Origin of the sequence: Nonomuraea sp. NPDC049419, assembly GCF_040676995.1 — a bacterium.
GTDB classification, from domain to species: Bacteria; Actinomycetota; Actinomycetes; order Streptosporangiales; family Streptosporangiaceae; genus Nonomuraea; species Nonomuraea salmonea.
Window position 1 is genome coordinate 19,701 of the sequence record NZ_JBFAQB010000022.1, and the last position, 23,598, is coordinate 43,298.

Sequence of the window (23,598 nt, forward strand, 5' to 3'; positions counted from 1 at the left end):
GGGTTACTCCTTGCTTCCATGCCGCTTACCGGGTTAGCTGACGGGTTCGGGCGTGGAAGCTGCCCTACGGCACCGAAGTGCCGATTCACCCCAAAGGACATGGGTCCCCGGTTCCGCACGTGGCGGATTCAGCGGTCACAGGACGATCCTGTGATGTGTCGTGCGATGGTCTGACATAGCCGGACAAACCGGACGTATGCCTCAAGATGCCCCATAAGGTAATACATGAGGCAAGAGGATTACAAATCCATAAAAGTAAAGTCAGCCGAGCTGACTGCGCGCCTTGGCCAGAAGCCCCATCATGGCAAGGGATTCGTCAAGCGGCATGATCGAGGATTCGGTCCTGCCTTCGGCCGTGGCGGCGCGGACTTCGCGGAGCTCTCCGGCGTAACCGTTGTCGGCCGGGTCGAGCACGTGCTCTTCCGGCTCCATCGCCGGCCCGGAGAGGACGATCCGCTGCGGTGCCCAGAACGGCGCCTGGATGTCCGCCCGCATCTGAGTACCTACAACACTGGCCCCGTTCGGGTAATTCCCGAGCAATGAGGTGGCCACGAGAGCGTGCCGCCCGCCGGGGTAACGCAAGACGCCGGCCGCCTCCGCGTCAACGCCGTTCGGGGCCAGGGAGCCGGTGATGTGCAGGTCGGTGGGCATGCCCAGGATGAGCTGGGCCAGCCCGAACGGGTAGATCCCGAGGTCCAGCAGCGCCCCGCCGCCCAGCTCTGGCGCCCACAGGCGGTGCGCCGGGTCGTACGGATGGGCGAAGCCGAAGCTCGCCTGCACCGACCGGATCTCCCCGAAGCGGGGATCCTCCTTGATGCGCCTGATGAGCGGGTTGAACCGCATCCACATGGCCTCCATCAGGAAGACCCCGGCCTCGCGGGCCAGCCGCACCATCTTCTCGGCGTCGTCCACGGTCGCGGCCAGCGGCTTCTCGCACAGCACCGCCTTGCCCGCCGCGATGGCGGCCTCGGCGACCTGAAGGTGCTGGGCGTGCGGGGTGGCCACGTAGATCGCGTCCACCGCCGGGTCGGCGCACAGCTCCTCGTAGGACCCGTACGCCGACTCGGCGCCCAAAGCCGACGCCAGGGCCTGCGCCCTGGCCGGGTTCCTGCTTCCTACGGCGGCCACCCGCATGCCCGGCTCCGCCACGATCGCCGCACCCACGGTACGGGCGATGCCGCCGGTGGCGGCTATTCCCCAAGTGAAATCTCGCACGCCGGCGATCGTATACGGAAGGCAAATATGGGCTTATGTCGGTGGTGCCGGAAATATCAGGAATGTCGTTTTGTCACATCCGTCACTCGAACGAGTCGGGGTCGGGCCCGAGCCGCTGCCCCCGGCTGAGCGCCCCGATGGCCGCGAGGTCCTCGGCGTCGAGGATGAAGTCGAAGACGTCGATGTTCTCGGCGATCCGCGCCGGCGTCACCGACTTCGGGATCACCACGTTCCCGAGCTGCAGGTGCCAGCGCAGCACGATCTGCGCCGGCGTCTTGCAGTGCTTGTCGGCCAGCACCCGCAGCGCCGGGTCGTCGAGCAGCCCCCTGCCCTGCCCCAGCGGGCTCCACGCCTCGGTGAGGATGCCGTTGGCCTCGTGGAACTCGCGCATCTGCCGCTGCTGGAAATAGGGGTGGAGCTCGATCTGGTTGATGGCGGGGACGAGGTCGGCCTCGTCCATGAGCCTGGTGAGCGTCTGGACGGTGAAGTTGGAGACGCCGATGGCCTTGGCCCTGCCGTCCCGGTAGATCTTCTCCATGGCCTTCCACGCCTGCACGTACTTGTCCTGCCCCGGCATCGGCCAGTGGATGAGATAGAGATCGACGTAGTCGAGGCCGAGCCGGGCCAGCGACTCATCGAAGGCGGCCTCGGCGCGGGCGTGCTCGCCGTTGGCCAGCTTGGTCGTGACGAACACCTTCTCCCTGGGCAGCCCGCTGTTGCGCACCGCGCGGCCCACGCCCTCCTCGTTGCCGTAGGCGGCGGCCGTGTCGATGTGCCGGTAGCCGGCCTTGAACGCGGTCGTGACCGCCTGCTCGGCCTCCTCGGCAGGGACCTGCCAGACGCCATAACCGAGCTGCGGGATCTGCACGCCGTCCGTGTTGAGCATGAGCGAGTTCATACCCTCCATTGTTCACGCCGCGTTCCTGGCGGCTTAAGCCGGGCGGGCTAGCTTGAAGCGGTCGTGAACGGCCCATCACCCGGGAGGGCAGGAGTGGTCGAACAGGCGTCGGCCTGGGTGGAGTCACCGCTCCAGATGCTGTGCGCCGTCGAGGCACACCACGCCGGGCTCCTCGGCCCGGCCACGGCCGTCGTGCCGCGCGCCGGCCTGCGCCCGCTCAAGGCCACCCGGCGCGAGCTGCGCTCGATGGCGCTGCCCGGCGGGCTGGAGCTGGCCGAGCCGCGCGAGCGCATGCCGCGCCGCGCGCTGGCGGTGGGTGACGCCTTCTCGGGACGGGTGCAGCTGCGCTGGCTGCTGTCCAGGCCGGGACGCGTCGTCGTGGTGGACGACGGGCTGGCCACGCTGCGGCTGCTCGAACTGCTGGCAGCCGGGCCGTACCGGCCGCTGCTGCGGGCCCGCGCCGAAGGGGGACGGCTGCGTGCCGCCCTGGGCCTGGCCGCCGCGCTGCGGCTGCGCCTGAGCGAGGTGTCGGTCTTCACCGCCCTGCCCGTGGACGACCGGCTTGCCGAAGCCGTACGGGAAGCCGGCGTGCATCTCGTCCGCCACGACTTCGCCTGGCTGCGCGCGCAGCCGCCCAGCTCCGAAGGCCCCGCCGAGCGTACGGTCGTGCTCGGCACCTCGCTCGTCCGCAACGGCCTCGTGCGCCGCGACCACTACCTGCGCTGGCTGACCGACCTGGCCGCGCGCGAGCCGCTCGCCTACTACCCGCACCGCCGCGAGGACCCCGTGGACGTCGCGCTGATCCGGGAGCGTCCCGGCATCACCGTCCACGACGGCGGCGTGCCGGCCGAGCTGACGCTGCGCGGCCTCGACGCGGGCCAGCGCGTGCTCAGCCTGCCCTCGACCGCGATCACGTCGCTGCGCGTGCTGCTCGGCTCGCGCGGCGTCGCCGTCGAGCCCGTGGACGTACCCGATGACTGGTGGACCAGCAGGGCGGCGCCCGCCCTGCGCTCGCATTTGACAGGAGTTCCCGGGTGAGAGTGCTGGCCGTCGCCGACTCCGACTCGTATCTGAAATGGGCGGCCTGCCTGCTCGGCGACCTGCCTTCGGGGTGCGTGACCGACCTGGTCGTGGTGCGCACGCCGATCGCGCCCTCGCCCGAGCAGATCGCCGCCGCCGTGGGGGAGCGGGCCGTGCCACCGGTGCTGTCGGCGCGGTCGCTGCGGCGGCTGGCCGAGCGCACCAGGCCCGACGCGATCCTGGTGGCCTGTACGGGCCCGGTGGTGGACGTGCTGGTCGCCGAGGTGCTCGACGGCCTGCGGCCCCGGCCCGTCTTCGTCTCCGGGCTGCCCGGCATCTCCGTGCCCGCCACGGAGAAGGCGTGGACGTTCCGCAGCGGCTGCGACCTGTTCGTGGTGCACAGCGAGCGCGAGGTGGCCGAGTTCACCGCGATCGCCGGCCGGCTCGGCGGCGGTGGCGCGGTGGGCCTGGCCAGGCTGCCGTTCCTGCGGCCCCAGCGGGGCGCCGGCGGCGGCGACCGGGTGGTGTTCGCCACCCAGGCCAAGGTGCCGCGCGAGCGGCGGCAGCGCGAGCAGATCCTGCTGTCGCTGGCCGCGCTCGCGGCCGACCGGCCTGATCTGGAGGTCGTGGTCAAGCTGCGCGCCCTCGACGGCGAGCGGCAGACGCACAACGAGCGGCTGCCGTACCAGCGGCTCTGGCGCGAGATGGGGGAGCCTGGGCGGCTGACGTTCGTGGCCGGGTCGATGCGGGAGCAGCTGGAGCGGGCGGCCGGGTTCGTCACGGTCAGCTCGACGGCCGCGCTTGAGGCCATCGCGATGGGGGTGCCGTCGCTGGTGCTGCGGGACTTCGGGGTGAGCGCCGAGATGATCAACCTGGTGTTCGAAGGCAGCGACCTGCTGGGCACGCTGGACGAGCTGGCCGAAGGCGGCTTCCGTACGGCCTCGCCCGCGTGGTGCGCGGCCAACTACTTCCACCCCGCCGAGCGCGACGACTGGGCCGGGCGGCTGGCCGCTCTCGTGGAGGCGGGGCCTGGCACGCCCGCGCGGTCGCTGCTCGACGGGCCCGAGCACGCGGCGGCGCGGCGCCGGGCGAGGCTCCGCGTGGAGGTGCCGCCCAAGATGCTGCGGGTGGGATACCGCGCCAAGCGCCGCGTGCGCCGCTACCTCAGAGCGCTGACCTGATCTTCCTGCGGATGCGGGTGAGCGTGCCGGGCCGGGCCGCCGCGGGCGGCGGTTCGGCCAGGCCGAGGGCCTCCAGGCGGCGGCGCTTGAAGTAGCGCGGGTCGAACGCGACGCCCTCCGGACGCAGCCCGGGGTAGGCGTCGGCCTGCATGCAGTAGCCCACCGCACGCACCAGCGCCGGCAGGTCCGTCTCCGGCGGCTGCTCGACGCCGCCGTCCGCCGACAGGCGCGGCAGCAGCGCGTCCACGATGGTGGCGGGCACGCGGTTGCTGTTCTCGTACGGGGTCAGCCGCTCCAGGACCAGCTCCGTGCCGTACGAGGCCACCGGCAGCCCGTAATAGCGCCACGCGGTCACCAGGGCCGTGGAGAAGCAGCCCACGACCAGCTCGGGCCGCAGCGCCGCGAAGCACGCCTCGGCCGGCACGCTCTCCCCGGCCACCTCCAGCCGCACGCCCGCCGGTCCCGCGGCGGCCCGCAGCAGCTGAGCGTGCCGGCGCCCGGCGGCCGGGTGCGGCTTGAAGAGGACGGAGGTGTGGCCGCGGGCGGCCAGCGCCTTCAGCATCGTCTCGTGCAGCGCGGCCTCCTCCTCGGGCGTGACGATCTCCAGGGCCGACAGGTACTGGCCGAGGACGACCGCCCGGCCGGCAGGCGGGGCCGGGGTGGCTGCGGCGACCTCGTCCACGACCGCGAGGAAACGTTCGGCGGGCAGGGTCTCGGGCGCGACGCCGTACTCGCTCAGCAGCAGCGGCGTCAGGCCCGGCACCAGGTCGAGGTGGAGCAGCCGGGTGACGCGGCGGAAGATCTCGGCGGGCAGCGGGTCGCGGGTGGGGCCGTAGCTCATCAGCCCGTCGGAGTAGACGGTGATCGGGCAGTCGCGCACCAGCCCGGCGATCGTCCGCGCGGGCGGCACCGCGATCGACTCCAGCACCAGCTCCGTCACGCCGTCCAGGCCCCAGCGGGCGCGGATGAGGCGCTCCAGCATCGGCACCTCGATGACGCGGGCCCGCCAGTCCGACGGGTGCAGCGGCGCGATCAGCTCGTTCCAGGAGCGCACCTCGTCGAAGCGGGAGCGCAAGGCGGCGAAGCCGGGCGTCTCGTCCAGCGGCGTCGCCACCTCGGGCACGGCCGCGTTCGTGGAGACGATCAGCAGCCTGCGGCCGTCACCGAAGCGGCCGTCGTCGATGGCCGCCGACAGCGACATGGCGCCGAACAGCGTCGAGGCGTAGAAGACCCGCACGTCACAGCTCCTCGTGGTCGCGGCGGACCCGGAAACGCGTCCCGGGCGCCAGATCGGGCAGCAGGGCCCGCAGGGCGGCCTCGCGCTCGGCCGGCATGCCCGCCAGCGCCTCGGACACCTGCTCCTGCGGCAGTGTGCGCAGCATGTCCCTGCCGCGCTCCTCGAAGCGGGCGCGCAGCTCGGGCGTGAACCGGTCGCCGATGTTCAGGTGGTGGGCCAGCAGCGCGCAGAAGTTGCGCACCGCCTTGGGCAGGAACTCCGGCTCCAGGTCCTTCAGCACCAGCTCGAAGGCGTCGAAGAAATGCAGCTGGCGCTCGTCGCCCACCTGAGTGAGCGAGCCGGGCACCAGGCGCCGGTAGAACAGGCCGGCCAGCGGCACCACCGCGAACGAGGCGGCCTCGCGGTGCAGCCGCCAGATCCAGGGCCGGTCCTCCGCGGTGTGCAGCGAGCCGGGGAAGTGCAGCAGGTCGCCCAGCGAGCGCCGGTAGACGCCCGCCCAGGCGTACGGATAGTCGACCATCGTGCGCACCCCCGCGGGCAGGATCGCCTCGCGGGGGTCGAGCACCGCGCCCCGCCGCGCCAGCGGGGCGCGGTGCACGACCCGCTTGCGGCCCTCCGCCTGCACGTGGTCGGTGCGGACGAAGTCGCAGCCGAGCCCGTCGATCGCGGCGACGAGCCGGGCCAGATGGCCCGGGGCCAGCCAGTCGTCGCCGTCCATGAACGTGACGTACCGGCCGGTCGCCGCCGCCAGGCCCGCGTTGCGCGCGTCCGCGAGGCCCAGCGGCTCCGGGTTGCGCAGCACGGTCAGGCCCGGCAGGTCGTCGGCGAAGCCGGCGACGATGTCCGCCGTGGCGTCCACGGAGCCGTCGTCCACGACGATGAACTCGAAGCCGGGTGCGGCGTTGCGGCACAGGGAGGTGAGCGCGTCGGCGATGAAGCGCTCACCGTCCCGCACCGGCACGACGACCGAAAGGGTGATCAAAGCGGCTGGTCTCCTGCTGGGGGGTGGGAGGGGGTGGCCGTCTGTTCGGGGCTCGGACGGCGCCCGTCTCGGACGGCATCCGTCTCGGACGGCGCCCGTCTCGGCGCCGGGTCAGACGGTTACGCGGCGCAGGCGGGACTTGGGGGCCTCCTCGCCGGGGAAGACGCGCTTGACGCCGTCGCCCATGGCCTGCTCGATGATGCGGATGTCGCGGACCAGGTGCTCCAGCCCGGCCGGCTCCAGCGAGGCGGCGTGGTCGGAGCCCCACATCGTCCGGTCGAGCGTGATGTGCCGCTCCACGCAGACCGCGCCCAGCGTGACCGCCGCCAGCGAGATCTGCAGGCCGCGCTCGTGCCCCGAGTAGCCGACCGGCACGCCGTACCGCTCCTTGAGCGTGGTGATCGTGCGCAGGTTCGCCTCCTCGGGCGGCAGCGGGTACGTGGACGTCGCGTGCATCATGATCAGCTTCTCGGTGCCGAGGATCTCCACGGCCGCGTCGATCTCCGCCAGCGTGGACATGCCGGTCGACAGGATGACCGGCTTGCCGGTGGCCGCGAGTGCCCGCAGCAGCTGGTGGTCGGCCACGCTCGCCGAGGCCACCTTGTGCACCGGGACGTCCATCTCCTCGAGGAACTCCACCGAGGGCACGTCCCACGGCGAGGCGAACCAGTGCAGCCCCCGCTCGTCGCAGTATTTGGCGATCTGCGCGTACTCGTCGCGCCCGAACTCGGTGCGCTCCTTGTACTCCAGGTACGTCATCTCGCCCCACGGCGTCTGCCGGATCTGCCCCTTCTGCTCCTCGGGCACGCAGATCGCCGGGGTGCGCTTCTGGAACTTGACCGCCTGGCACCCCGCGTCGGCGGCCACGTCGATGAGCCGCCTGGCCAGGTCGAGGTCGCCGTTGTGGTTGATGCCGATCTCGCCGATCACGTACACCGGCTCGCCGTCGCCGACCAGCACGTCCCCGATCGCGACGGGCCCGAAGTGCGGCCTGACGCGCGCCTCGGCGGCGGGCGGCTCCGGCCGGGCGGCCACCACCCTGTCGCACAGCTCGCGCACCGCGCCCGACCCGCCGGGCCTCGTCAGCACGACGCGGGCGGCGGCACGCACCCTCGGGTGCGCGTCGGGCGTGGCGATCGGCCAGCCGACCTCCGCCATCGGGCCGAGGTCGTTGACGTCGTTGCCGACGTACGCCACCCGCGCCGGGTCGAGGCCCTCGATGCTCAGCCAGTCGCGCAGCACCGTACGCTTGTCGGCCAGCCCCTGCAGCACCGGCACGCCCAGCTTGCGGGCGCGGGCGGCCACCACCGGGTTCTGTTCGGTGGACATGACCAGCACCTTGACCCCCGACCGCTTCAGCAGCGAGACGCCCATCCCGTCGGAGCGGCTGACCAGCACCATCTCGCGGCCGTCGGAGTCGACGTAGGCGCGGTCGTCGGTGTGCACGCCGTCGAAGTCGGTGATGACGCAGTCCACGTCGATCGGCTCGGGCTGGTCGATGAACGGCGCGAGCGCGCGTACCAGCTCCAGGTCCTCGGGGTCGTCGATCTCGATGGCGTGCCGGGCCGGCACCGGCTGCACGGCGACGGTGCCGAAGAAGCGGTGGCCGTGCTCGCGCAGGCCGGCGGTGCGCATGACGTAGAAGGCGCCGTTCTCGCGGAACTGTGGCTCGCGGTCCTGCCGGCGCGGCCGTACGGCCGGGTCGTGGTTGACGCCGGCGCCCGCGGCCGTCCACAGGAACTCGTGCGTGGGCAGCCCGGACACGACCGCGTCGGCCTCGCCGTCCAGCACCCTGCGCACCGCCGCCGACAGGTCGGCGGGGTCGATGAACGCGCTCGTGCACTGCACGAGCACCACCACCTCGGGCTCGGCGCCGAGCGCGTCGAGCGCGTGCAGCACCGCCGACTCGCTGGAGGCGGTGGCGCCGCTCAGCTCTGCGGGCCGCTCAACCACGACCGCCCCCGCCTGGCGGGCGGTCTCGGCGATCACCTCGTGGTCGGTGCTCACCACCACCTGGTCGATCGACTCGGCGCGCAGGCAGGCCCGCACCGCCCTGGTGACCAGCGGAACGCCCCCGACCAGGGCGAGGTTCTTCAGGGGTACGCCCGCCGAACCTCCGCGGGCGGGAACTACGGCCAGGACTCGCAAGGTGACTCCTCAGTGCATCGGATTGCACCCAGAAGCTAGAAGGCCGGATTGAACGGGCGGCGTCACCGTCCTGAACTCTGCGTGGGGATCCGGTAGAGCAACTCTGGCCTGCCCACCCCGCCGTACTGCGGGACGCGGGCCACCACGCCCAGCTCCACCAGGTATTCGAGGTAGCGCCGCGCGGTCACCCTGGACACCCCGATCGCGTCCGCCACGGCCTGCGCGCCCACCCCGCCCGCCTGGGCGCGCAGCTGCGTGACGACCGCGTCGAGGGTGTCCTGCGCCATGCCCTTGGGCAGCTCGGCCGACGAGCCGCGCAGCGTGCCCAGCACCCGGTCCACGTCGCCCTGCCCGACCGCCAGCCCGGCCTCCTCCTTGAAGCGGGCGTAGCGGGTCAGCCTCTCCGCGAGCGCGGCGAACGTGAACGGCTTGAGCAGATACTGCACGATGCCGAGCGACACCGCCGAGCGGACCATGGTGAGGTCGCGCGCGGACGTCACCGCGATGACGTCGCACAGCAGGCCGCCCGCCCGCACCGCCCGGCACACCTCGAGGCCGTGCATGTCGGGCAGGTAGAGGTCGAGCAGGATCAGATCGACCGGCCTGCGGCGCAGGAAACGCAGCGCCTCGCCGCCCGACCTGACCACCCCGGCCACCTCGAAGCCGGGCACCCGCTCGACGTAGATGCGGTTGGCCTCGGCGGTGATCTCCTCGTCCTCGACCACCAGCACCGAGATGAGCCCGGATTCCGGCGTCGTCACGGCACCGGCTCCCGCCTCGGCGCCGGCAGCCGTACGGTGAAGACCGAGCCGGCCACGTCGATCGTGCCGCCGAGGCGGCGCACCGCCTGGCCCACCAGCGCCAGGCCGAGCCCGTGGCCGTCGCCCTTGGTGGTCCACCCCTTCTCGAACGCGGCCGGGCCGGTCAGCCCTGGACCGTCGTCGGCCACCCTGATGAGCACGCCCCGCTCGTCGCCGCTGAGATGCACCTCCACCCGGCTCGCCGCGTCCACGGCGTTGTCGATGAGGTTGCCGACGATCGTGACCAGGTCGCGCGGGTCGAGGCCCAGGTCGTCCAGCTCGCTGTCCGCGCTGATCACCAGCTCGGCGCCGCGCTCGGCCGCCTCCGCGCTCTTGCCCAGCAGCAGCGCCGCCAGCACGGGCTCGCGCACCGCGCCCACCACCCGGTCGGTCAGCTCCTGCGCGGCCCGCAGCTCGGCCGTGCCCAGGGCCACCGCCTGCTCGGTGCGGCCCAGCTCCACCAGCGTGATCACGGTGTGCAGCCGGTTGGCCGCCTCGTGCGCGGCCGAGCGCAGCGAGTCAGCGAAGCCGCGCTCGGCGTCGAGCTGGCCGGTCAGCGCCTGCAGCTCGGTGTGGTCGCGTACGGTGACGACCGTGCCGAGCCTGCTGGCCGCGCTGTTGACGGCGAGCACCCGGTCACCGGCCAGGTGCACGCGCTCTTCGTCGTCCGTCAGCAGCTCCGCCAGGCCCAGCTCGGCGACGTGCCGCCCCTCGGCGTCGGCGGGCAGGCCGAGCAGCTGCCTGGCCGCGTCGTTGCACAGCGTCAGCGTGCCGTCCCTGCCGACCAGCAGCAGGCCCTCCCTGACCGCGTGCAGCACGGCGTCGTGGTGCTCGTGGATGCGGCCCAGCTCGACCGGGCCGAGCCCGTGCGTCTGGCGGCGCAGCCGCGCGGTCACCAGCCACGTGCCCGCCGCGCCCAGCCCGAGCGCGAGCGCCACGATGAGGCCGCCCCAGGCGAGCTGGTCGCGCAGCCTGGCGTCGATGCGGTCGATGGTGATGCCGGCGCTGACCAGGGCCCGCACCCGGCCGCCGGCCATCACCGGCGTCACCGCCCGCTTCGAGGGGCCCAGCGTGCCGGTGTAGGTCTCGGTGAACGTCTCTCCGCGCAGCGCGGGCTCGATGTGGCCGAGGAAGCGCCCGCCGATCTCCGCCGGGTTGGGATGGGTGTGGCGGGTGCCGTCAGGGCGCATGATCGTGATGAAGTCGACCCCCGTCGCCGCGCGGACGCGCTCGGCGTACGGCTGCAGCCGCTTCGTCGGGTCGCGCTCGTCGAGCGCGGCCAGCACGTCGGGGGAGGCCGCCACGCTCACCGCGACCGCCTTCGCCGTGCTGCCCGCCTCATCGGTGAGCAGCCGGTGGGCCTGCACGAGGGCGAGCGTCGCGCCGCCCGCCGCCGTGACGGTCACCACGAGCAGCTGCAGCACCAGCATCTGCCCGGCCAGGCTCCAGCGCCGCATGTCCCACCCTCCTCGTGAACGAAACTTACGCAATGGTGACCTGCATCACGTGTGCAGCGCATAGTCGCACGGACAGAAGCTCGTTCCAAAACCGCCGGAGAACCCCCCTATGCGCGATCGCACCCGTTACCTCTACCTGGCCGTCATCGTGGCGGTCCTGCTCGGGATCCTCGTCGGCTTCATCTGGCCCGACCTCGCCGTCCAGCTGAAACCCATCGGCACGGGGTTCGTCTCGCTCATCCAGATGGTGATCGGGCCCGTCATCTTCTGCACGATCGTGCTGGGCATCGGCTCGGTACGCCAGGCCGCCCAGGTCGGCAAGGTCGGCGGGCTCGCGCTCGGCTACTTCATCGCCATGTCCACGGTCGCGCTGATCATCGGCCTGGCCGTCGGCAACGTCATCGACCCCGGCTCCGGCCTGCAGCTCACCGACGCGGCCAGGGAGCGGGCCGAGGCGGAGGCGGCCAAGGGCGCCGACGCGAGCATGGTGGACTTCCTGCTCGGCATCATCCCCAAGACGCTGGTGTCGGCGCTCACCGAGGGCTCGGTGCTCCAGGCGCTGCTGGTGGCGCTGCTCGCCGGGTTCGCGCTGCAGGCCATGGGCCGCAAGGGCGAGCCGATCCTGCGCGGCATCGAGCACTTCCAGCGGCTGGTCTTCCGCATCCTCGCCATGATCATGTGGGCGGCGCCGGTGGGCGCGTTCGGCGCGATCGCGGCCGTCGTCGGCGACACCGGCCTCGAGGCGCTGAAGAGCCTGGCCATCATCATGATCGCCTTCTACGTGACCTGCGCGCTGTTCGTCGGCGTCGTGCTCGGCTCGATCCTGTGGCTGGTCGCCAGGATCAACCTGTGGTCGCTGCTGCGTTACCTCGGCAGGGAGTTCCTGCTGATCCTGTCCACCTCGTCGTCGGAGACGGCGCTGCCCCGGCTCATCGCCAAGATGGAGCACCTCGGGGTCAGCAAGACCGTGGCCGGCATCACCGTGCCGACCGGCTACTCCTTCAACCTCGACGGCACGGCGATCTACCTCACCATGGCCACCCTGTTCATCGCCACGGCCACCGGGTCGCCGCTCGGGTTCGGCGAGCAGGTCACGCTGCTGCTGTTCATGATGATCGCGTCCAAGGGCGCGGCGGGCGTCACCGGCGCGGGCCTCGCCACGCTGGCCGGCGGCCTGCAGGCGCACCGGCCCGAGCTGGTGGACGGCGTCGGCCTCATCGTCGGCATCGACCGGTTCATGTCGGAGGCCAGGGCGCTGACGAACTTCGCCGGCAACGCCGTGGCCGCCGTGCTCGTCGGCACGTGGACCGGCGAGTTCGACAGGGAACGCGCGGGACAGGTGCTGGCCGGGCAGGCACCGTTCGACGAGAACACGCTCCTGGACGACGGCGGTTCCGAGGGCGGCTCTGAGGGCGGTTCCGAGGGCGGCTCGGATGGCCACGAGCCCGCCAAGGAACTCTCGACCGCCTGACGACCCGCCATCAGCGCCTCCCGCCCGCGCGGCCGGGAGGCGCCGGCGTGACGTCCCCGCCTCGGTCATGCGGAGGGGAGACGCCGGTGTGACGTCCCCGCCTGCCGGCCCGGTCATGCCGACGGCAGGCGCAGCACGAAGCGGGCGCCGCCCGGGCGGTCCTCGACGCAGATCGTGCCGCCGTGCGCCAGGGCCACGTCGCGCGCGATGGCCAGCCCCAGCCCGGGGCCGCCCGTGTCGCGGCTGCGGGCGGTGTCGAGGCGGGTGAAGCGCTCGAAGATGCGCTCGCGGTCGTGCAGGGGGATCTCGATGCCGTCGTTCTCCACGCTCAGCACCACCAGGGCGGGGTGGTCGGAGCCGTTGGCCGTCCTGTCCGGCTCCGCGTGCACGGTGACCAGGACGGTCTGCTCGGCGTAGCGCTGGGCGTTGTCCAGCAGGTTGGTCAGCGCCCTGGCGAGCTGCGTCCGCACGCCCTCCACGTACGTGCCCTCCGCCAGGTCCACCTGCACGGGGATCTTGTCGTTGCGGGTGGCCAGCTCCTGCCGCACCAGGCAGGCCAGGTCGAGGCGTTCCTTGACGATGTCCACCCGGGAGCCGATCCTGGCCAGCAGCAGCAGGTCGGTGATGATGGTCTCCAGCCGGTCGGTGTCGCGCAGCGCGCTCTCGACCAGCGCCTCCATGTCGGTGTCGTCCGGATAGAGCTGGGCGCTCTCCAGCTGGGCGCGCAGCCCGGCGATCGGGGTGCGCAGCTCGTGGGAGGCGTCGGAGGCGAACTGGCGCTGCTGCTCGGCCGAGCGTTCCAGCCGGGCCAGAGTGCCGTTGACGGAGCGGGCGAGCAGGGCCACCTCGTCGTCGCCCGGCGGCTGGGTGACGCGGCGGCTCAGGTCGCCGGCGTGCACGGCGTCCAGCTCGGCGCGCATGGTGCCGACGGGCCGCAGCGCCCGCCCGGTGACCAGCCACGTGGACCAGCCCGCCAGGGCGATGAGCATGGCGACCTCGATGAACACGACGATCTCCAGCGTGTGGGTCTGCAGCACGTCGGGCGAGCTGCGTCCGGCATAGACGATGGGGGAGTCGGGGAACATCGACACCCGCACCGCCGACACGTGGACGCATTCGGTGGGCAGGCAGGTCGTGGTGTTGATGACCTGGCCGGCGCCGGTGGGCCTGACGTCGTCGAGCAGCGGCAGCGCCCTGGCCCCGTCGCTGGCCCCCAGCAGCCGCCCGTCGGCGCTGACCACCTGGATCAGGTCGACGGACGGGTCGGGCACCGGGATGGCGGCGCCCAGCGGGAGAACACCGCCGCGCATCTCGGAGGCGATGCGTTCGGCGGTGTTCCTCGTGTCGTTGAAGACGCTCGCGCTCGCGAGGGTCCTCGCGACCATGATCCCCGCGACGGCCACAGGGATCAGCACGAGGGCGGCTACGGCCGTCGCGATGAGAGTGACGCGTCCGCGCAGGGACCTGGCCCACCAGGGTGCCATCCCCCGAGGCTACCGAGCGTAATTGCAGTGTTTTGTCGCTTATATACCGGGTAAGGGAAAAGTTTAGGCAAGTCTCAGCGCTGCAGCCACACCGTGGTGTCCGGCGGGACGGCGCCGTCGTCCGCCAGGGGACCGCTGGACAGCAGCACCTCGCCCGCGATGCCGGGGCGTACCGGCTCGTCGCCGGTGTTGAGCACCACGACCAGGCCGGGCTCGCGCTCGATGACCAGCACGTCCTCGGGCGAGTCGAGCCAGGTCAGCGTGCCGCCGCCGAGCGCCGGGTGCCGCCTGCGCAGCCGCAGCGCGGCGCGGTAGAGGTTGAGCGTCGAGGCGGGGTCGTCGTGCTGCGCCTCGACCGACAGCGCCGCCCACTCGGCCGGGATCGGCAGCCAAGGATCGCGCCACCCGAGCCCCTCCGACGACGTCCACGGCAGCGGCACCCGGCAGCCGTCGCGGCTCTCGCCGCGCCGCAGGAACGCCGGGTCCTGGCGCAGCTCGTCAGGCAGGTCGAGCACCTCGGGCAGGCCCAGCTCCTCGCCGTTGTAGAGGTAGGCGGAGCCGGGCAGCGCCAGCATGAGCAGGGTGGCCGCGCGGGCGCGGGCCGGCGAGCCGTGCCGGGTGACGTGGCGCGGCTTGTCGTGGTTGGACAGCACCCACGTGGTGGGCGCGCCGACCAGCTCGGCCTCGGCGAGCGACTTCTCGATGACGGAACGGAACGACTTGGCGTGGAAGTCGGCCATCATGAACTCGAAGTTGAACGCCTGGTGCAGCTCGTCGGGCCCGACGTAACGGGCCAGCCGCTCGGGGGAGGACACCCACGCCTCGGCCACCGCCATGCGCCCGCCGGGGTAGGAGTCGAGGATCGGCCGCCACTCGCGGTAGATGTCGTGCACGCCGTCCTGGTCGAAGTACGGCACCTGCTCATCGCCCAGCATCTCGGCCTGCGGGCCGTCCTTCTTGCCCACGTCGGGCAGGCCGGCGGCCTTGATCATGCCGTGCGCCACGTCGATGCGGAAGCCGTCCACGCCCCGGTCGAGCCAGAAGCGCAGGATGTCGCGGAACTCGGCGCGTACCTCGGGGTTCTCCCAGTTGAGGTCGGGCTGCTCAGGCGCGAACAGGTGGAGGTACCACGAGCCGTCCTCGACCTGCGTCCATGCGGGCCCGCCGAAAATCGACTCCCAGTCGTTGGGCGCGTCGCGGAAGATGTAGCGGTCGCGCAGCCCGGCCTTGAACCAGGGGTGCTGGTCGGAGGAGTGGTTGGGGACCAGGTCCACGATGACCCTGATGCCCTTGGCGTGCGCGTCGGCCGTCAGCGCGTCGAAGTCGGCGAGCGTGCCGAACATCGGGTCCACGTCGCGGTAGTCGGCGACGTCGTAGCCGCCGTCGGCCATCGGGGAGGTGTAGAACGGGCTCAGCCAGATGGCGTCCACGCCCAGCTCCGCCAGGTAGTCGAGGCGCTCGCGGACGCCCGCGAGGTCCCCGACGCCGTCACCGTTGGCATCGGCGAAGCTTCGGGGGTAGACCTGGTACACGACGGCGTCCCGCCACCAGTCGTCGTTGCCGAGCATGTGCGTCCTTCCCGGATGATCCGGATATCGGTGTGGTTCTGGTGAAGGATGTCCGATTCGTCGGATGAGGTCAAGTGCAAGTTGCGGAAAGTTGCAGATCCATCCTGCAGCGTTGTGGCCGGGTGTCGAGCAGGTCAGGACCGATGGCGTGGGTGTTGATCAGGTAACGCTCTTGCGCAAGATCTTCCACTTTTTGCAAAGAGCGGCTAACGTCCCGGAAAAGTCGAGCCAATCTCGGCGGCGGTGCGACGACGCATCGCCGTTCCTCCGTGACCTCAGGAGGTCCCCCCATGCGAATCCGGGCTCTGGGTGTGGCAGCTCTCGCGACTCTCGCGTTCGCGGCGACCGCGTGCGGCGGATCGTCGCCGCAGACCCCCGCCGACGGTACGGCGGCGCCGTCGTCCGCGCCTTCCTCGGCCCCCGCGGGTGCGGGCGGCACGCTCGTGATCTGGGCCGACCCCAGCAGGGTCGAGCCGCTCAAGCCGTTCGCCGAGCAGTTCGGCGCCGAGAACGGCGTGACCGTCGAGGTCAAGGAGATCAGCAAGGACAACCAGACGACCTTCCTGACCGCCTCGCAGCAGGGCAGCGGCCCGGACATCATGATCGGCGCGCACGACTGGATCGGCAACCTGGTGCAGAACGGCGCCATCGACCCGGTCACGCTCACCGAGGAGCAGAAGGCCGCCTTCTCCCCGAAGGCGATCCAGGCGGTCACCTTCGACGGGCAGATCTACGGAGCCCCGTACGCGGTGGAGAACATCGCCCTGATCCGCAACACCGACCTCGCCCCCGACGCCCCCGCGACGATCGAGGACATGATCGCCAAGGGCAAGGCGCTCAAGAAGGACGGCAAGGTCAAGGAGGTGCTCTGCCTGCCGGTCGGCCAGAAGGGCGACGCCTTCCACGTCTACCCGATCTTCGCCTCGGGCGGCGGCGCGCTGTTCGGCACGACCGCCTCCGGCGACCCCGACCCCAAGCAGGTGCTGCTCGGCTCGGAGGGTTCGGTCAAGGCGTTCGGCAAGCTGAAGGACCTCGGTGAGAAGGGCGAGGGCGCGCTGCGCACGTCCCTGACCAACGAGAACTACATCCCCACCTTCGCCTCCGGCGAGTGCGCCTTCCTCGTCTCCGGCCCGTGGGCCATCAGCGAGATCAAGAAGGGCGGCGTCACGTACGACATCAGCGCCGTCCCGCCGTTCGAGGGCGGCCGGCCCGCCACCCCGTTCGTGGGCGTGCAGAGCTTCTTCGTCGCGTCGAAGGGCAAGAGCAAGGCGCTGGCGCAGGAGTTCGTCGCCAACTACGTGACCAGCAAGGACGTCGCCAAGGCGCTGTACGAGGCCGACCCCAGGCCCCCGGCGCTGACCGCCGCCCTGGAGGAGGTCCAGGCGAGCGACCCCGACGCCGCCAAGTTCATGGAGGCCGGCAAGGACGGCCTGCCGATGCCCGCCATCCCCGCGATGGCCGCCATCTGGGAGCCGTTCGGCATCGCCGAGACGGCCGTCGTCAAAGGCGGCGACGCGGCCAAGGCCGCCGCGTCGGCGCAGAAGGCCATCGACGGCGCGCTCAAGAACTGACCGCTCATGCCTTCGCACGCGCGCGCGGCGGCACGGCCGCGCGGGGAGCGGAGCACGGCGTTCGTGGTGAGCAGGATCGCGGTGCTGGCCGTGGCCGGCGCGATCCTGCTCTACGCCGTGCCGCCGCTGGTGGCCGCCAGGTCGTGGGTGTCACTGACGCTGCTCGGCGCCGCCACCGCGGTCATCGCCTACCTCTATCTGACCCGGCGCTTCATCCCGGCCAAGTACCTCATCCCCGGCACCGTCTTCCTCCTCGCCTTCCAGGTGTTCCCCGTGCTCTACACGGTGACCACGGCGTTCACGAACTTCGGTGACGGGCACCGCGGCGACAAGGGCGCCGCCATCGAGGCCATCCAGACCGGCTCGGTCCGCCAGGCGCCCGGCTCGCCGGAGTACATGCTCACCGTCGCCCTGCGCGGCGAGGAGCTGGTGTTCCTGCTCGTGGACCCGGACACCAAGCAGGTCTCGCTCGGCACGCAGGCCGGCGTGGAACCGCTGGCCGGCGCCCGGCTCGGCGTGACCGGCAAGGTGCTCGCCGCGCCAGGGCTCACCGTGCTCAAGGCGCCCGAGGCCGCCGCGCGCGGGCCCGAGATCACGGCGCTGGCCGTGCCCACCGGCGACGGCCTCATCAAGGCGAACGGGCTCAGCCGCGCCGTCGAGGGCAAGGCCGCCCTGGTGTACGACGCCGCCTGCGACTGCGTACGCGGCGAGGGCGGCCCCTGGACGGCCGACGAGTCGCAGGGCTACTTCGTCAACGCCGAGGGCGAGCACCTGGCCCAGGGCTGGCAGGTCAACGTCGGCCTGGACAACTTCCTGCGGGTGCTCACCAACCCCACCATCTCCGGCTATTTCGCCGGAGTGCTGGGCTGGAACCTCGTCTTCGCCCTCGCCTCGGTGCTCGGCACGTTCGCGCTCGGCATGTCGGTCGCCCTGGCCCTGCACCACCCGCGCATGCGCGGCACCAAGATCTACCGGATCGTGCTGATCCTGCCGTACGCGATGCCCGCCTTCGCGATGCTCATGGTCTGGCGCGACATGTTCAACCGCGACTTCGGCCTGATCAACCAGCTGCTCGGGGCCGAGATCGACTGGCTGGGCCAGACGGGGACCGCCCGGCTCGGCGTCGTGCTGGTCAACCTGTGGCTCGGCTTCCCGTACATGTTCCTCGTCACCACCGGCGCGCTGCAGGCCATCCCGCGCGAGCTGACCGAGGCCGCCGCCATCGACGGCGCGACCCCGTGGAAGGCGTTCCGCCGGGTCACGCTGCCGCTGCTGCTCGTCGCGCTCACGCCGCTGCTGATCTCGTCGTTCGCCTTCAACTTCAACAACTTCAACGTCATCGCCCTGACCACCGACGGCGGGCCGTTCCCCGCGGAGAACCCGCAGGTCGGCGGCACCGACCTGCTCATCACCTACACCTTCAGGCTGGCGTTCGGGCCGAGCGGCGCGCAGTTCGGCTTCGCCGCGGCGATCTCGGTGTTCATCTTCGCCATCGTGGCCGTCATCTCGGCCGTGGCCTTCCGGCGTACCCGCAAGCAGGAGGAGGTCTACGCGTGAAGCTCGCCCTGCGGCACGTCTTCGTGCTGGCCGTGTGCGCGTTCGCGGTGTTCCCGATCCTGTTCGTGGTCTCGGCCGCGATCAACCCGCTGGGCACGCTGGCCTCGGCCGAGCTGCTCCCCACCGGGGCAAGCCTGGACAACTTCGGCGACCTGCTGACCTCCGACGCCTATCCCTTCAAGCGCTGGTTCTTCAACTCGGTGTTCATCGCGCTCGCCTCGTCGTTCGCCAGCCTGGTGCTGTCGATGATGGCCGCGTACGCCTTCAGCCGCATGCGCTTCGCCGGCCGCAGGACCGGGCTGCTGGCGCTGCTGCTCATCCAGATGTTCCCGCAGTTCCTGGCCATCGTGACGATCTTCATGATCTTCACCAGGGTGACCGAGCTGTACCCGGCCCTCGGCTTCGACACCGTCTGGGGCCTGCTGCTGCTCTACCTCGGCGGCGCGCTCGGCGTGAACACCTGGCTGATAAAGGGCTTCCTCGACACCGTCCCCAAGGAGCTGGACGAGGCCGCCACCATGGACGGCGCCACCCACGCCCAGATCTTCTGGCGCATCATCATGCCGCTGGTCACGCCGATCCTCGCGGTCACCGCGCTGCTGGCGTTCATCGGCACGATGAGCGAGTTCCTGATGGCGAGCGTGTTCCTGCGCGATCCGGAGAGCAAGACGCTCGCGGTCGGCATGTACGGCATGATCGCGGGGGATCACCGGAACACGAACTTCGGCATGTTCGCCGCGGCCACGCTGATCACCGCCGTGCCCACGGTCGGCGTGTTCCTGTGGTTGCAGAAGTACATCGTCTCCGGCCTGACCGCCGGCGCCGTCAAGGGATAGATGAGCACAGTGCGTCACCTCGGGGAGCCTCACCACGACGGGTCCGCCCTCTACGTCTCCGACCAGCGACCCGAGCCCGGCGCGCGGGTCACGCTCTGGCTGCGCGCGCCGCTGGCCGCCGGGGTCGCCGGCGTGCACGTCCGCGCCGTGCACGACGGCGAGCCCCGCTACGCCGAGGCCCGCGTGGACCCGGCGCGCCGGGGCGCGGGCGGCTACGGCCGCACCGACGTGTGGTGGCGGGCCGAGATCACCGCGGTCAACCCGGTCACCCCGTACCGCTTCCTGCTGCACACCCGTACCGGCCAGAAGTGGCTGACGGCGGCCGGGCTCGCCGCGCACGACCTCACCGACGCGGGCGACTTCCGGCTCGTCTGCCATGAGCCGCCGCCGTCGTGGCTGGCCGGCGCGATCGTCTACCAGATCTTCCCCGACCGCTTCGACCGCTCCGGCGCCAGGGCGGAGCCGCCCGGATGGGCGCTGCCCCGCGACTGGGACCGCGACCCGGTCATCCCCAGCGGCCCCGGCACCTCCACCCAGTTCTACGGCGGCGACCTCGACGGCGTCACCCGGCGCCTCGACCACATCAGCGGACTCGGCGCCGACACCGTCTACCTCACGCCGTTCTTCCCCGCCCGCTCCAACCACCGCTACGACGCCTCGACCTTCGAGCACGTGGACCCGCTGCTCGGCGGCGACGCCGCGCTGCACCGCCTGTCGGGCGCGCTGCACGCGCGCGGCATGCGGCTCGTCGGCGACATCACCACCAACCACTGCGGCGACGCCCACGAGTGGTTCACCACGGCCGTCTCCGACGTGCGCGCCCCAGAGCGCGAGATGTTCTACTTCGACCCCGCCACCGGCGACTACGAGTCCTGGTGGGGCGTCAAGACGCTGCCCAAGCTCAACTGGGGCAGCGAGCTGGTACGGGAACGGATGACGGCGGTGCTGAAGCGGTGGCTCGGCCCGCTCGACGGCTGGCGGGTCGACGTCGCCAACATGACCGGGCGCCGCGCGGCCGACGACCACCTGCACGAGGTCGCCGCCCTGCTGCGGGCCGAGCTCGGCCCCGGCGCCGCGCTCATCGCCGAGCACAACCACGACGCCTCGCCCGACCTCGACCGCGACGGCTGGCACGGCACCATGAACTACGGCGGCTTCACCCGCCCGGTCTGGGCCTGGCTGCGCGGCCCCGAGACGGATCTCGAGCACTTCCTCGGCGTGCCGGGCGGCATCCCCGAGCGCGACGGCCAGGCCACGCTGGCCACGTTCCGGTCGTTCGCCGCGCACATGTCGTGGCGCTCGTATGTGCACTCCTGGCAGCTGCTCGACTCCCACGACTCGCCCCGCGTGCGCACGGTCACCGGCTCGCGCGAGCGCCACCTGCTGGCCGCCGGCCTGCAGGCCACGCTGCCGGGCACGCCGATGATCTTCGCGGGCAGCGAGTTCGGCCTGACCGGCGTCAACGGCGAGCACTCCCGCACCCCCATGCCGTGGAACCGCCCCGGCGACCGGGACCAGGCGACGCTGGCCGCCTACCGCGAGCTGTTCGGGCTGCGCAGGGCCGAGCCCGCCCTGCGGCACGGCGGCCTGCGCTGGCTGCACGCCGACGCCGACTGCCTGGTGTTCGCGCGGGAGACGTACGGGGAGTCGATCGTGGTGTGCGTACGGCGGGCGCCGGGCGAGCCGCTCACGCTCGGCGAGCACCTCACCGGCCTCTACCACGCGCCCGACGGCGACGTGATGCCGGGTGACGGACCTTCGCTGAGCGTATGGCGAACCAGCGGCTGATCACGCTACGGTGGCCTCTGCTGATTTTCCGTACCTCCCAGCTCGTTAGTGGTGTGCCCCGTATGAGGTTGCTGTCCGTAGCCGTCATGGCTTCGCTCCTGCCCGCCGTACCGGCCGCCGCGGCGGCGGAGACCCGGAGCGCGGAGAGCGGAGCGCGGGCGGGCACCACCTACTACGTCGACTCCAAGGCGGGCGACGACGCGGCCGACGGCACCAGCGAGCGCACCGCGTGGAAGTCGCTGGAGAAGGTCGGCGCCGCCGAGCTCAAGCCGGGCGACACGGTCGCCGTCAAGCGCGGCAGCGGCTTCACCGGCCCGCTCACCCTCGAGGCCGACGGCACCGCCGCCCGGCCCATCGTGGTCCGCGCCTACGGCAAGGGCCCGCTCGCGAAGATCAGCGGCACCGACGACGACTGCGTGATCGTCAAGGGCGACCACTGGCGCATCAGCGGGCTGCGCGCCTCCGGCTGCCGCTGGGCCGGCTTCCAGCTCGCCGGCCGCCGCATCGAGCTGTCGGACGTGCAGGCCGACCGCAACATCGCCGGCGTGCTGGTCACGCCGTCCGGCTCGCACAACACCATCCGCGACAGCGTGCTGAGCGACAACAACCGGATGAGCGTCAACGACTCGGGCGGCGACAACGACTCCGGCGCCTTCGGCGTGCTGCTCAACGGCGACGACAACCTCGTCACCGGCAACACCATCACCGGAAGCTACGCCAAGAGCAGCGACTACGGCACCGACGGCGCCGCGGTCGAGATCTTCGGCGGCGACCGCAACCGCGTCACCCACAACGTCGCCCGCGACAACGACACCTTCACCGAGCTCGGCGCGAAGAAGGGCACGACCGCGACCGGCAACGTGTTCGCCTTCAACGTCGTCACCTCCAAGCGCAGCCGCGGCTCGTTCCTCATCACCCGCGGCCCGCGCCACATCGTCGGCCCGGTCAAGGGCACGATCGCGGTGCACAACTCCGTCTACCTGCCGGCCAGGAACACCGTCGGCTGGTCCTGCCACGACGGGTGCTCGCCGTCGATACTCAAGCTGCGCAACAACGCCGTCCACGTCGGCGGCGACGCCGGCTTCGAGGACGGCAAGGGCGCCGACGAGGCGGGCGGCGTCTACAAGGGGCGCAGGGCCCGCTTCAAGCCGGGGCCGAAGACGGTCATGGCCGACCCGAAGTTCGTCTCCCGCACCGACCTGCGGCTGCGTCCCGGCTCTCCGGCTGTCGGGCGCGGGGTGCGGCTGAGCTCCCAGTGGTACGGCGGCAAGGCGATCTTCAAGGACGCCGCGGGCAAGGTCCTGACGTCCGCGCCCACCGCTGGCGCCTACCAGCACTGACGCCGTGAGCATCGACTCCGCCCACCTCGAAGCGCGCCGCGAGCTGGTGAAGAGGCTCGCCGAGTCCGAGGCCCCCAGGCACTACTGGCACCTGGGGGACGAGGACGGGCGGGCCTGGCTGTTCGAGAGCGTCGAGGGCGACGGCGAGCACTGGGCGGTCCGCCAGGTCGAGGTGGGCGCCGACGGTGCCGACGGTGCGGGCCGTGCCGCCCGCCGCTACTGGTGGCGTCACCTCCAGGACGGCCAGGGCTTCCTCTCCGACCAGCCGCTGGAGATCTGGGAGCTGACCGAGATAACCCCGGAGGCGTTCGAGGCGGTCTGGGCCGCAGCCGGGTGACCTACTTGCCGGCCAGCGCCGGATAGAGCAGCTCCAGGCCGCCGGACAGCCCCGACCTGGCCTGCCTGCTGACGTCGTCGGCCAGCACCTCGTACGCCCCCGACTCCAGCCCGTCGAGTGTGGCCGCGACCACGTCCTCGGGGGCGATCTTGGGGCCGGTGATGTTCGCGGCCATGTCGGTGTCGATGTAACCGGCGTGCACGCCCACGACCTGCGTGCCCTGCTCCAGCAGCTCCAGCCGCAGCGCGTTGGTCAGCGACCAGGCCGCCGCCTTCGACGCCGCGTACGTGGTGACGCGCGGGAACGTGAGGTACGACAGCACCGACAGGACGTTGACCAGCGCGCCGCCGCCGTTGCGGGCCAGCACGGGCGCGAAGGCGCCGCTCATGGCCAGCGTGCCGAAGTAGTTGACCTCCATCTCGGCCCTGGCCGCCGCCGGGCCCGGGTCGTGGCTGTAGGAGACGCCCGCGTTGTTGACGAGCAGGCTCACGTCGCCGCAGAGCTCGGCGGCGGCGGCCACGGCGGCCTGGTCGGTCACGTCGAGCGCGATGGGCGTCAGGTCCGGGTCGGTGATCGAGGCGGGGTTCCTGGCGGCGGCGTACACCTTGCGCGCGCCGCGCTCCAGCAGGGCGCGGGCGAACGTGGCGCCCAGGCCGCGGTTGGCGCCGGTGACGAGGGCGACGCTGTCGGTGATCTTCATGAGGTTCG

The 23,598-nt window shown here is 71.8% G+C and carries 19 protein-coding genes and 1 riboswitch; of the genes, 9 read left to right on the forward strand and 10 right to left on the reverse strand.

Annotated features, from left to right (window positions below; all coding sequences use genetic code 11):
- Positions 1–7 precede the first annotated feature (7 nt).
- Positions 8–144: riboswitch (cyclic di-AMP (ydaO/yuaA leader) on the reverse strand.
- A 117-nt stretch (positions 145–261) separates the two neighbouring features.
- Both AB0K12_RS40430 and AB0K12_RS40435 read right to left on the reverse strand, forming a co-directional pair.
- Positions 262–1,215 (reverse strand): Gfo/Idh/MocA family oxidoreductase, encoded by a 954-nt coding sequence (locus tag AB0K12_RS40430; RefSeq protein ID WP_364573130.1) that lies wholly within the window; start codon positions 1,213–1,215, stop codon positions 262–264.
- 82 nt (positions 1,216–1,297) lie between these two features.
- Positions 1,298–2,113 carry an aldo/keto reductase gene (locus AB0K12_RS40435; RefSeq protein ID WP_364573132.1) on the reverse strand — a complete coding sequence of 272 codons (816 nt, stop codon included), beginning with the start codon at positions 2,111–2,113 and terminating at the stop codon, positions 1,298–1,300.
- 93 nt (positions 2,114–2,206) lie between these two features.
- Here AB0K12_RS40435 and AB0K12_RS40440 point away from each other — a divergent pair, with 93 nt between their 5' ends.
- Both AB0K12_RS40440 and AB0K12_RS40445 read left to right on the forward strand, forming a co-directional pair.
- Positions 2,207–3,151 carry a hypothetical protein gene (locus AB0K12_RS40440; protein WP_364573134.1) on the forward strand — a complete coding sequence of 315 codons (945 nt, stop codon included), beginning with the start codon at positions 2,207–2,209 and terminating at the stop codon, positions 3,149–3,151.
- Positions 3,148–4,314: a DUF6716 putative glycosyltransferase gene (locus AB0K12_RS40445; protein ID WP_364573136.1), complete on the forward strand. Its 1,167-nt coding sequence runs from the start codon at positions 3,148–3,150 to the stop codon at positions 4,312–4,314. Before AB0K12_RS40440 ends, AB0K12_RS40445 begins: the two co-directional genes overlap by 4 nt.
- On the opposite strand, the gene AB0K12_RS40450 is transcribed toward AB0K12_RS40445, so the two are convergent.
- From AB0K12_RS40450 to AB0K12_RS40470, 5 genes are all read right to left on the reverse strand, one after another.
- On the reverse strand, positions 4,298–5,551 hold the full coding sequence (locus AB0K12_RS40450; RefSeq protein WP_364573138.1) for a polysialyltransferase family glycosyltransferase: 1,254 nt from the start codon (positions 5,549–5,551) through the stop codon (positions 4,298–4,300). The two genes, AB0K12_RS40445 and AB0K12_RS40450, sit on opposite strands and share 17 nt — an antisense overlap.
- Before the next feature lies 1 nt (position 5,552).
- Positions 5,553–6,533 (reverse strand): glycosyltransferase family 2 protein, encoded by a 981-nt coding sequence (locus AB0K12_RS40455; protein ID WP_364573140.1) that lies wholly within the window; start codon positions 6,531–6,533, stop codon positions 5,553–5,555.
- A 111-nt stretch (positions 6,534–6,644) separates the two neighbouring features.
- A complete protein-coding gene (locus AB0K12_RS40460) occupies positions 6,645–8,681 on the reverse strand; it encodes an N-acetylneuraminate synthase family protein (protein WP_364573142.1) in 2,037 nt (678 codons plus the stop codon).
- A gap of 62 nt (positions 8,682–8,743) precedes the next feature.
- The gene (locus AB0K12_RS40465) at positions 8,744–9,442 is read right to left on the reverse strand and encodes a response regulator (RefSeq protein WP_364573144.1); all 699 of its coding nucleotides are present in this window, start codon (positions 9,440–9,442) and stop codon (positions 8,744–8,746) included.
- Positions 9,439–10,938 (reverse strand): sensor histidine kinase, encoded by a 1,500-nt coding sequence (locus AB0K12_RS40470; RefSeq protein ID WP_364573146.1) that lies wholly within the window; start codon positions 10,936–10,938, stop codon positions 9,439–9,441. The genes AB0K12_RS40465 and AB0K12_RS40470 overlap by 4 nt, the downstream gene beginning before the upstream one ends.
- A 109-nt stretch (positions 10,939–11,047) precedes the next feature.
- Here AB0K12_RS40470 and AB0K12_RS40475 point away from each other — a divergent pair, with 109 nt between their 5' ends.
- Positions 11,048–12,409 carry a cation:dicarboxylase symporter family transporter gene (locus AB0K12_RS40475; RefSeq protein WP_364573148.1) on the forward strand — a complete coding sequence of 454 codons (1,362 nt, stop codon included), beginning with the start codon at positions 11,048–11,050 and terminating at the stop codon, positions 12,407–12,409.
- Positions 12,410–12,522: 113 nt separating this feature from the next.
- On the opposite strand, the gene AB0K12_RS40480 is transcribed toward AB0K12_RS40475, so the two are convergent.
- Together AB0K12_RS40480 and AB0K12_RS40485 are read right to left on the reverse strand one after the other, a co-directional pair.
- A complete protein-coding gene (locus tag AB0K12_RS40480) occupies positions 12,523–13,893 on the reverse strand; it encodes a HAMP domain-containing sensor histidine kinase (protein WP_364573150.1) in 1,371 nt (456 codons plus the stop codon).
- 74 nt (positions 13,894–13,967) lie between these two features.
- On the reverse strand, positions 13,968–15,461 hold the full coding sequence (locus AB0K12_RS40485) for a glycoside hydrolase family 13 protein (protein WP_364573152.1): 1,494 nt from the start codon (positions 15,459–15,461) through the stop codon (positions 13,968–13,970).
- 290 nt (positions 15,462–15,751) lie between these two features.
- Between AB0K12_RS40485 and AB0K12_RS40490 the strand changes: the two genes are divergently transcribed.
- The 6 genes from AB0K12_RS40490 to AB0K12_RS40515 all read left to right on the forward strand — a co-directional run bounded on the left by AB0K12_RS40490 (position 15,752) and on the right by AB0K12_RS40515 (position 22,890).
- Positions 15,752–17,032 carry a maltose ABC transporter substrate-binding protein gene (locus tag AB0K12_RS40490; RefSeq protein WP_364573153.1) on the forward strand — a complete coding sequence of 427 codons (1,281 nt, stop codon included), beginning with the start codon at positions 15,752–15,754 and terminating at the stop codon, positions 17,030–17,032.
- A 6-nt stretch (positions 17,033–17,038) separates the two neighbouring features.
- Positions 17,039–18,589, forward strand: a complete 1,551-nt coding sequence (locus AB0K12_RS40495; RefSeq protein WP_364573155.1) for an ABC transporter permease subunit — start codon at positions 17,039–17,041, stop codon at positions 18,587–18,589.
- A complete protein-coding gene (locus tag AB0K12_RS40500) occupies positions 18,586–19,425 on the forward strand; it encodes a sugar ABC transporter permease (RefSeq protein WP_364573157.1) in 840 nt (279 codons plus the stop codon). The genes AB0K12_RS40495 and AB0K12_RS40500 overlap by 4 nt, the downstream gene beginning before the upstream one ends.
- A complete protein-coding gene (locus AB0K12_RS40505) occupies positions 19,426–21,213 on the forward strand; it encodes a glycoside hydrolase family 13 protein (protein WP_364573159.1) in 1,788 nt (595 codons plus the stop codon). It begins immediately after the preceding gene.
- Between the two features lie 86 nt (positions 21,214–21,299).
- Positions 21,300–22,553 (forward strand): NosD domain-containing protein, encoded by a 1,254-nt coding sequence (locus tag AB0K12_RS40510; RefSeq protein WP_364573161.1) that lies wholly within the window; start codon positions 21,300–21,302, stop codon positions 22,551–22,553.
- A 4-nt stretch (positions 22,554–22,557) separates the two neighbouring features.
- A complete protein-coding gene (locus tag AB0K12_RS40515) occupies positions 22,558–22,890 on the forward strand; it encodes a hypothetical protein (protein ID WP_364573163.1) in 333 nt (110 codons plus the stop codon).
- Between the two features lies 1 nt (position 22,891).
- Here the strand turns inward: AB0K12_RS40515 and AB0K12_RS40520 are convergent, their stop codons facing one another.
- A complete protein-coding gene (locus tag AB0K12_RS40520) occupies positions 22,892–23,590 on the reverse strand; it encodes an SDR family oxidoreductase (RefSeq protein WP_364573165.1) in 699 nt (232 codons plus the stop codon).
- Positions 23,591–23,598: the final 8 nt, after the last annotated feature.

Bases quoted from the DNA above. Each gene is read 5' to 3' on its own strand.
- AB0K12_RS40505 (WP_364573159.1), top strand. From the start codon at position 19,426: ATGAGCACAGTGCGTCACCTCGGGGAGCCTCACCACGACGGGTCCGCC.
- AB0K12_RS40495 (WP_364573155.1), top strand. From the start codon at position 17,039: ATGCCTTCGCACGCGCGCGCGGCGGCACGGCCGCGCGGGGAGCGGAGC.
- AB0K12_RS40435 (WP_364573132.1), bottom strand. From the start codon at position 2,113: ATGAACTCGCTCATGCTCAACACGGACGGCGTGCAGATCCCGCAGCTC.
- AB0K12_RS40480 (WP_364573150.1), bottom strand. From the start codon at position 13,893: ATGGCACCCTGGTGGGCCAGGTCCCTGCGCGGACGCGTCACTCTCATC.
- AB0K12_RS40475 (WP_364573148.1), top strand. From the start codon at position 11,048: ATGCGCGATCGCACCCGTTACCTCTACCTGGCCGTCATCGTGGCGGTC.
- AB0K12_RS40490 (WP_364573153.1), top strand. From the start codon at position 15,752: ATGCGAATCCGGGCTCTGGGTGTGGCAGCTCTCGCGACTCTCGCGTTC.
- AB0K12_RS40485 (WP_364573152.1), bottom strand. From the start codon at position 15,461: ATGCTCGGCAACGACGACTGGTGGCGGGACGCCGTCGTGTACCAGGTC.
- AB0K12_RS40510 (WP_364573161.1), top strand. From the start codon at position 21,300: ATGGCTTCGCTCCTGCCCGCCGTACCGGCCGCCGCGGCGGCGGAGACC.
- AB0K12_RS40470 (WP_364573146.1), bottom strand. From the start codon at position 10,938: ATGCGGCGCTGGAGCCTGGCCGGGCAGATGCTGGTGCTGCAGCTGCTC.
- AB0K12_RS40520 (WP_364573165.1), bottom strand. From the start codon at position 23,590: ATGAAGATCACCGACAGCGTCGCCCTCGTCACCGGCGCCAACCGCGGC.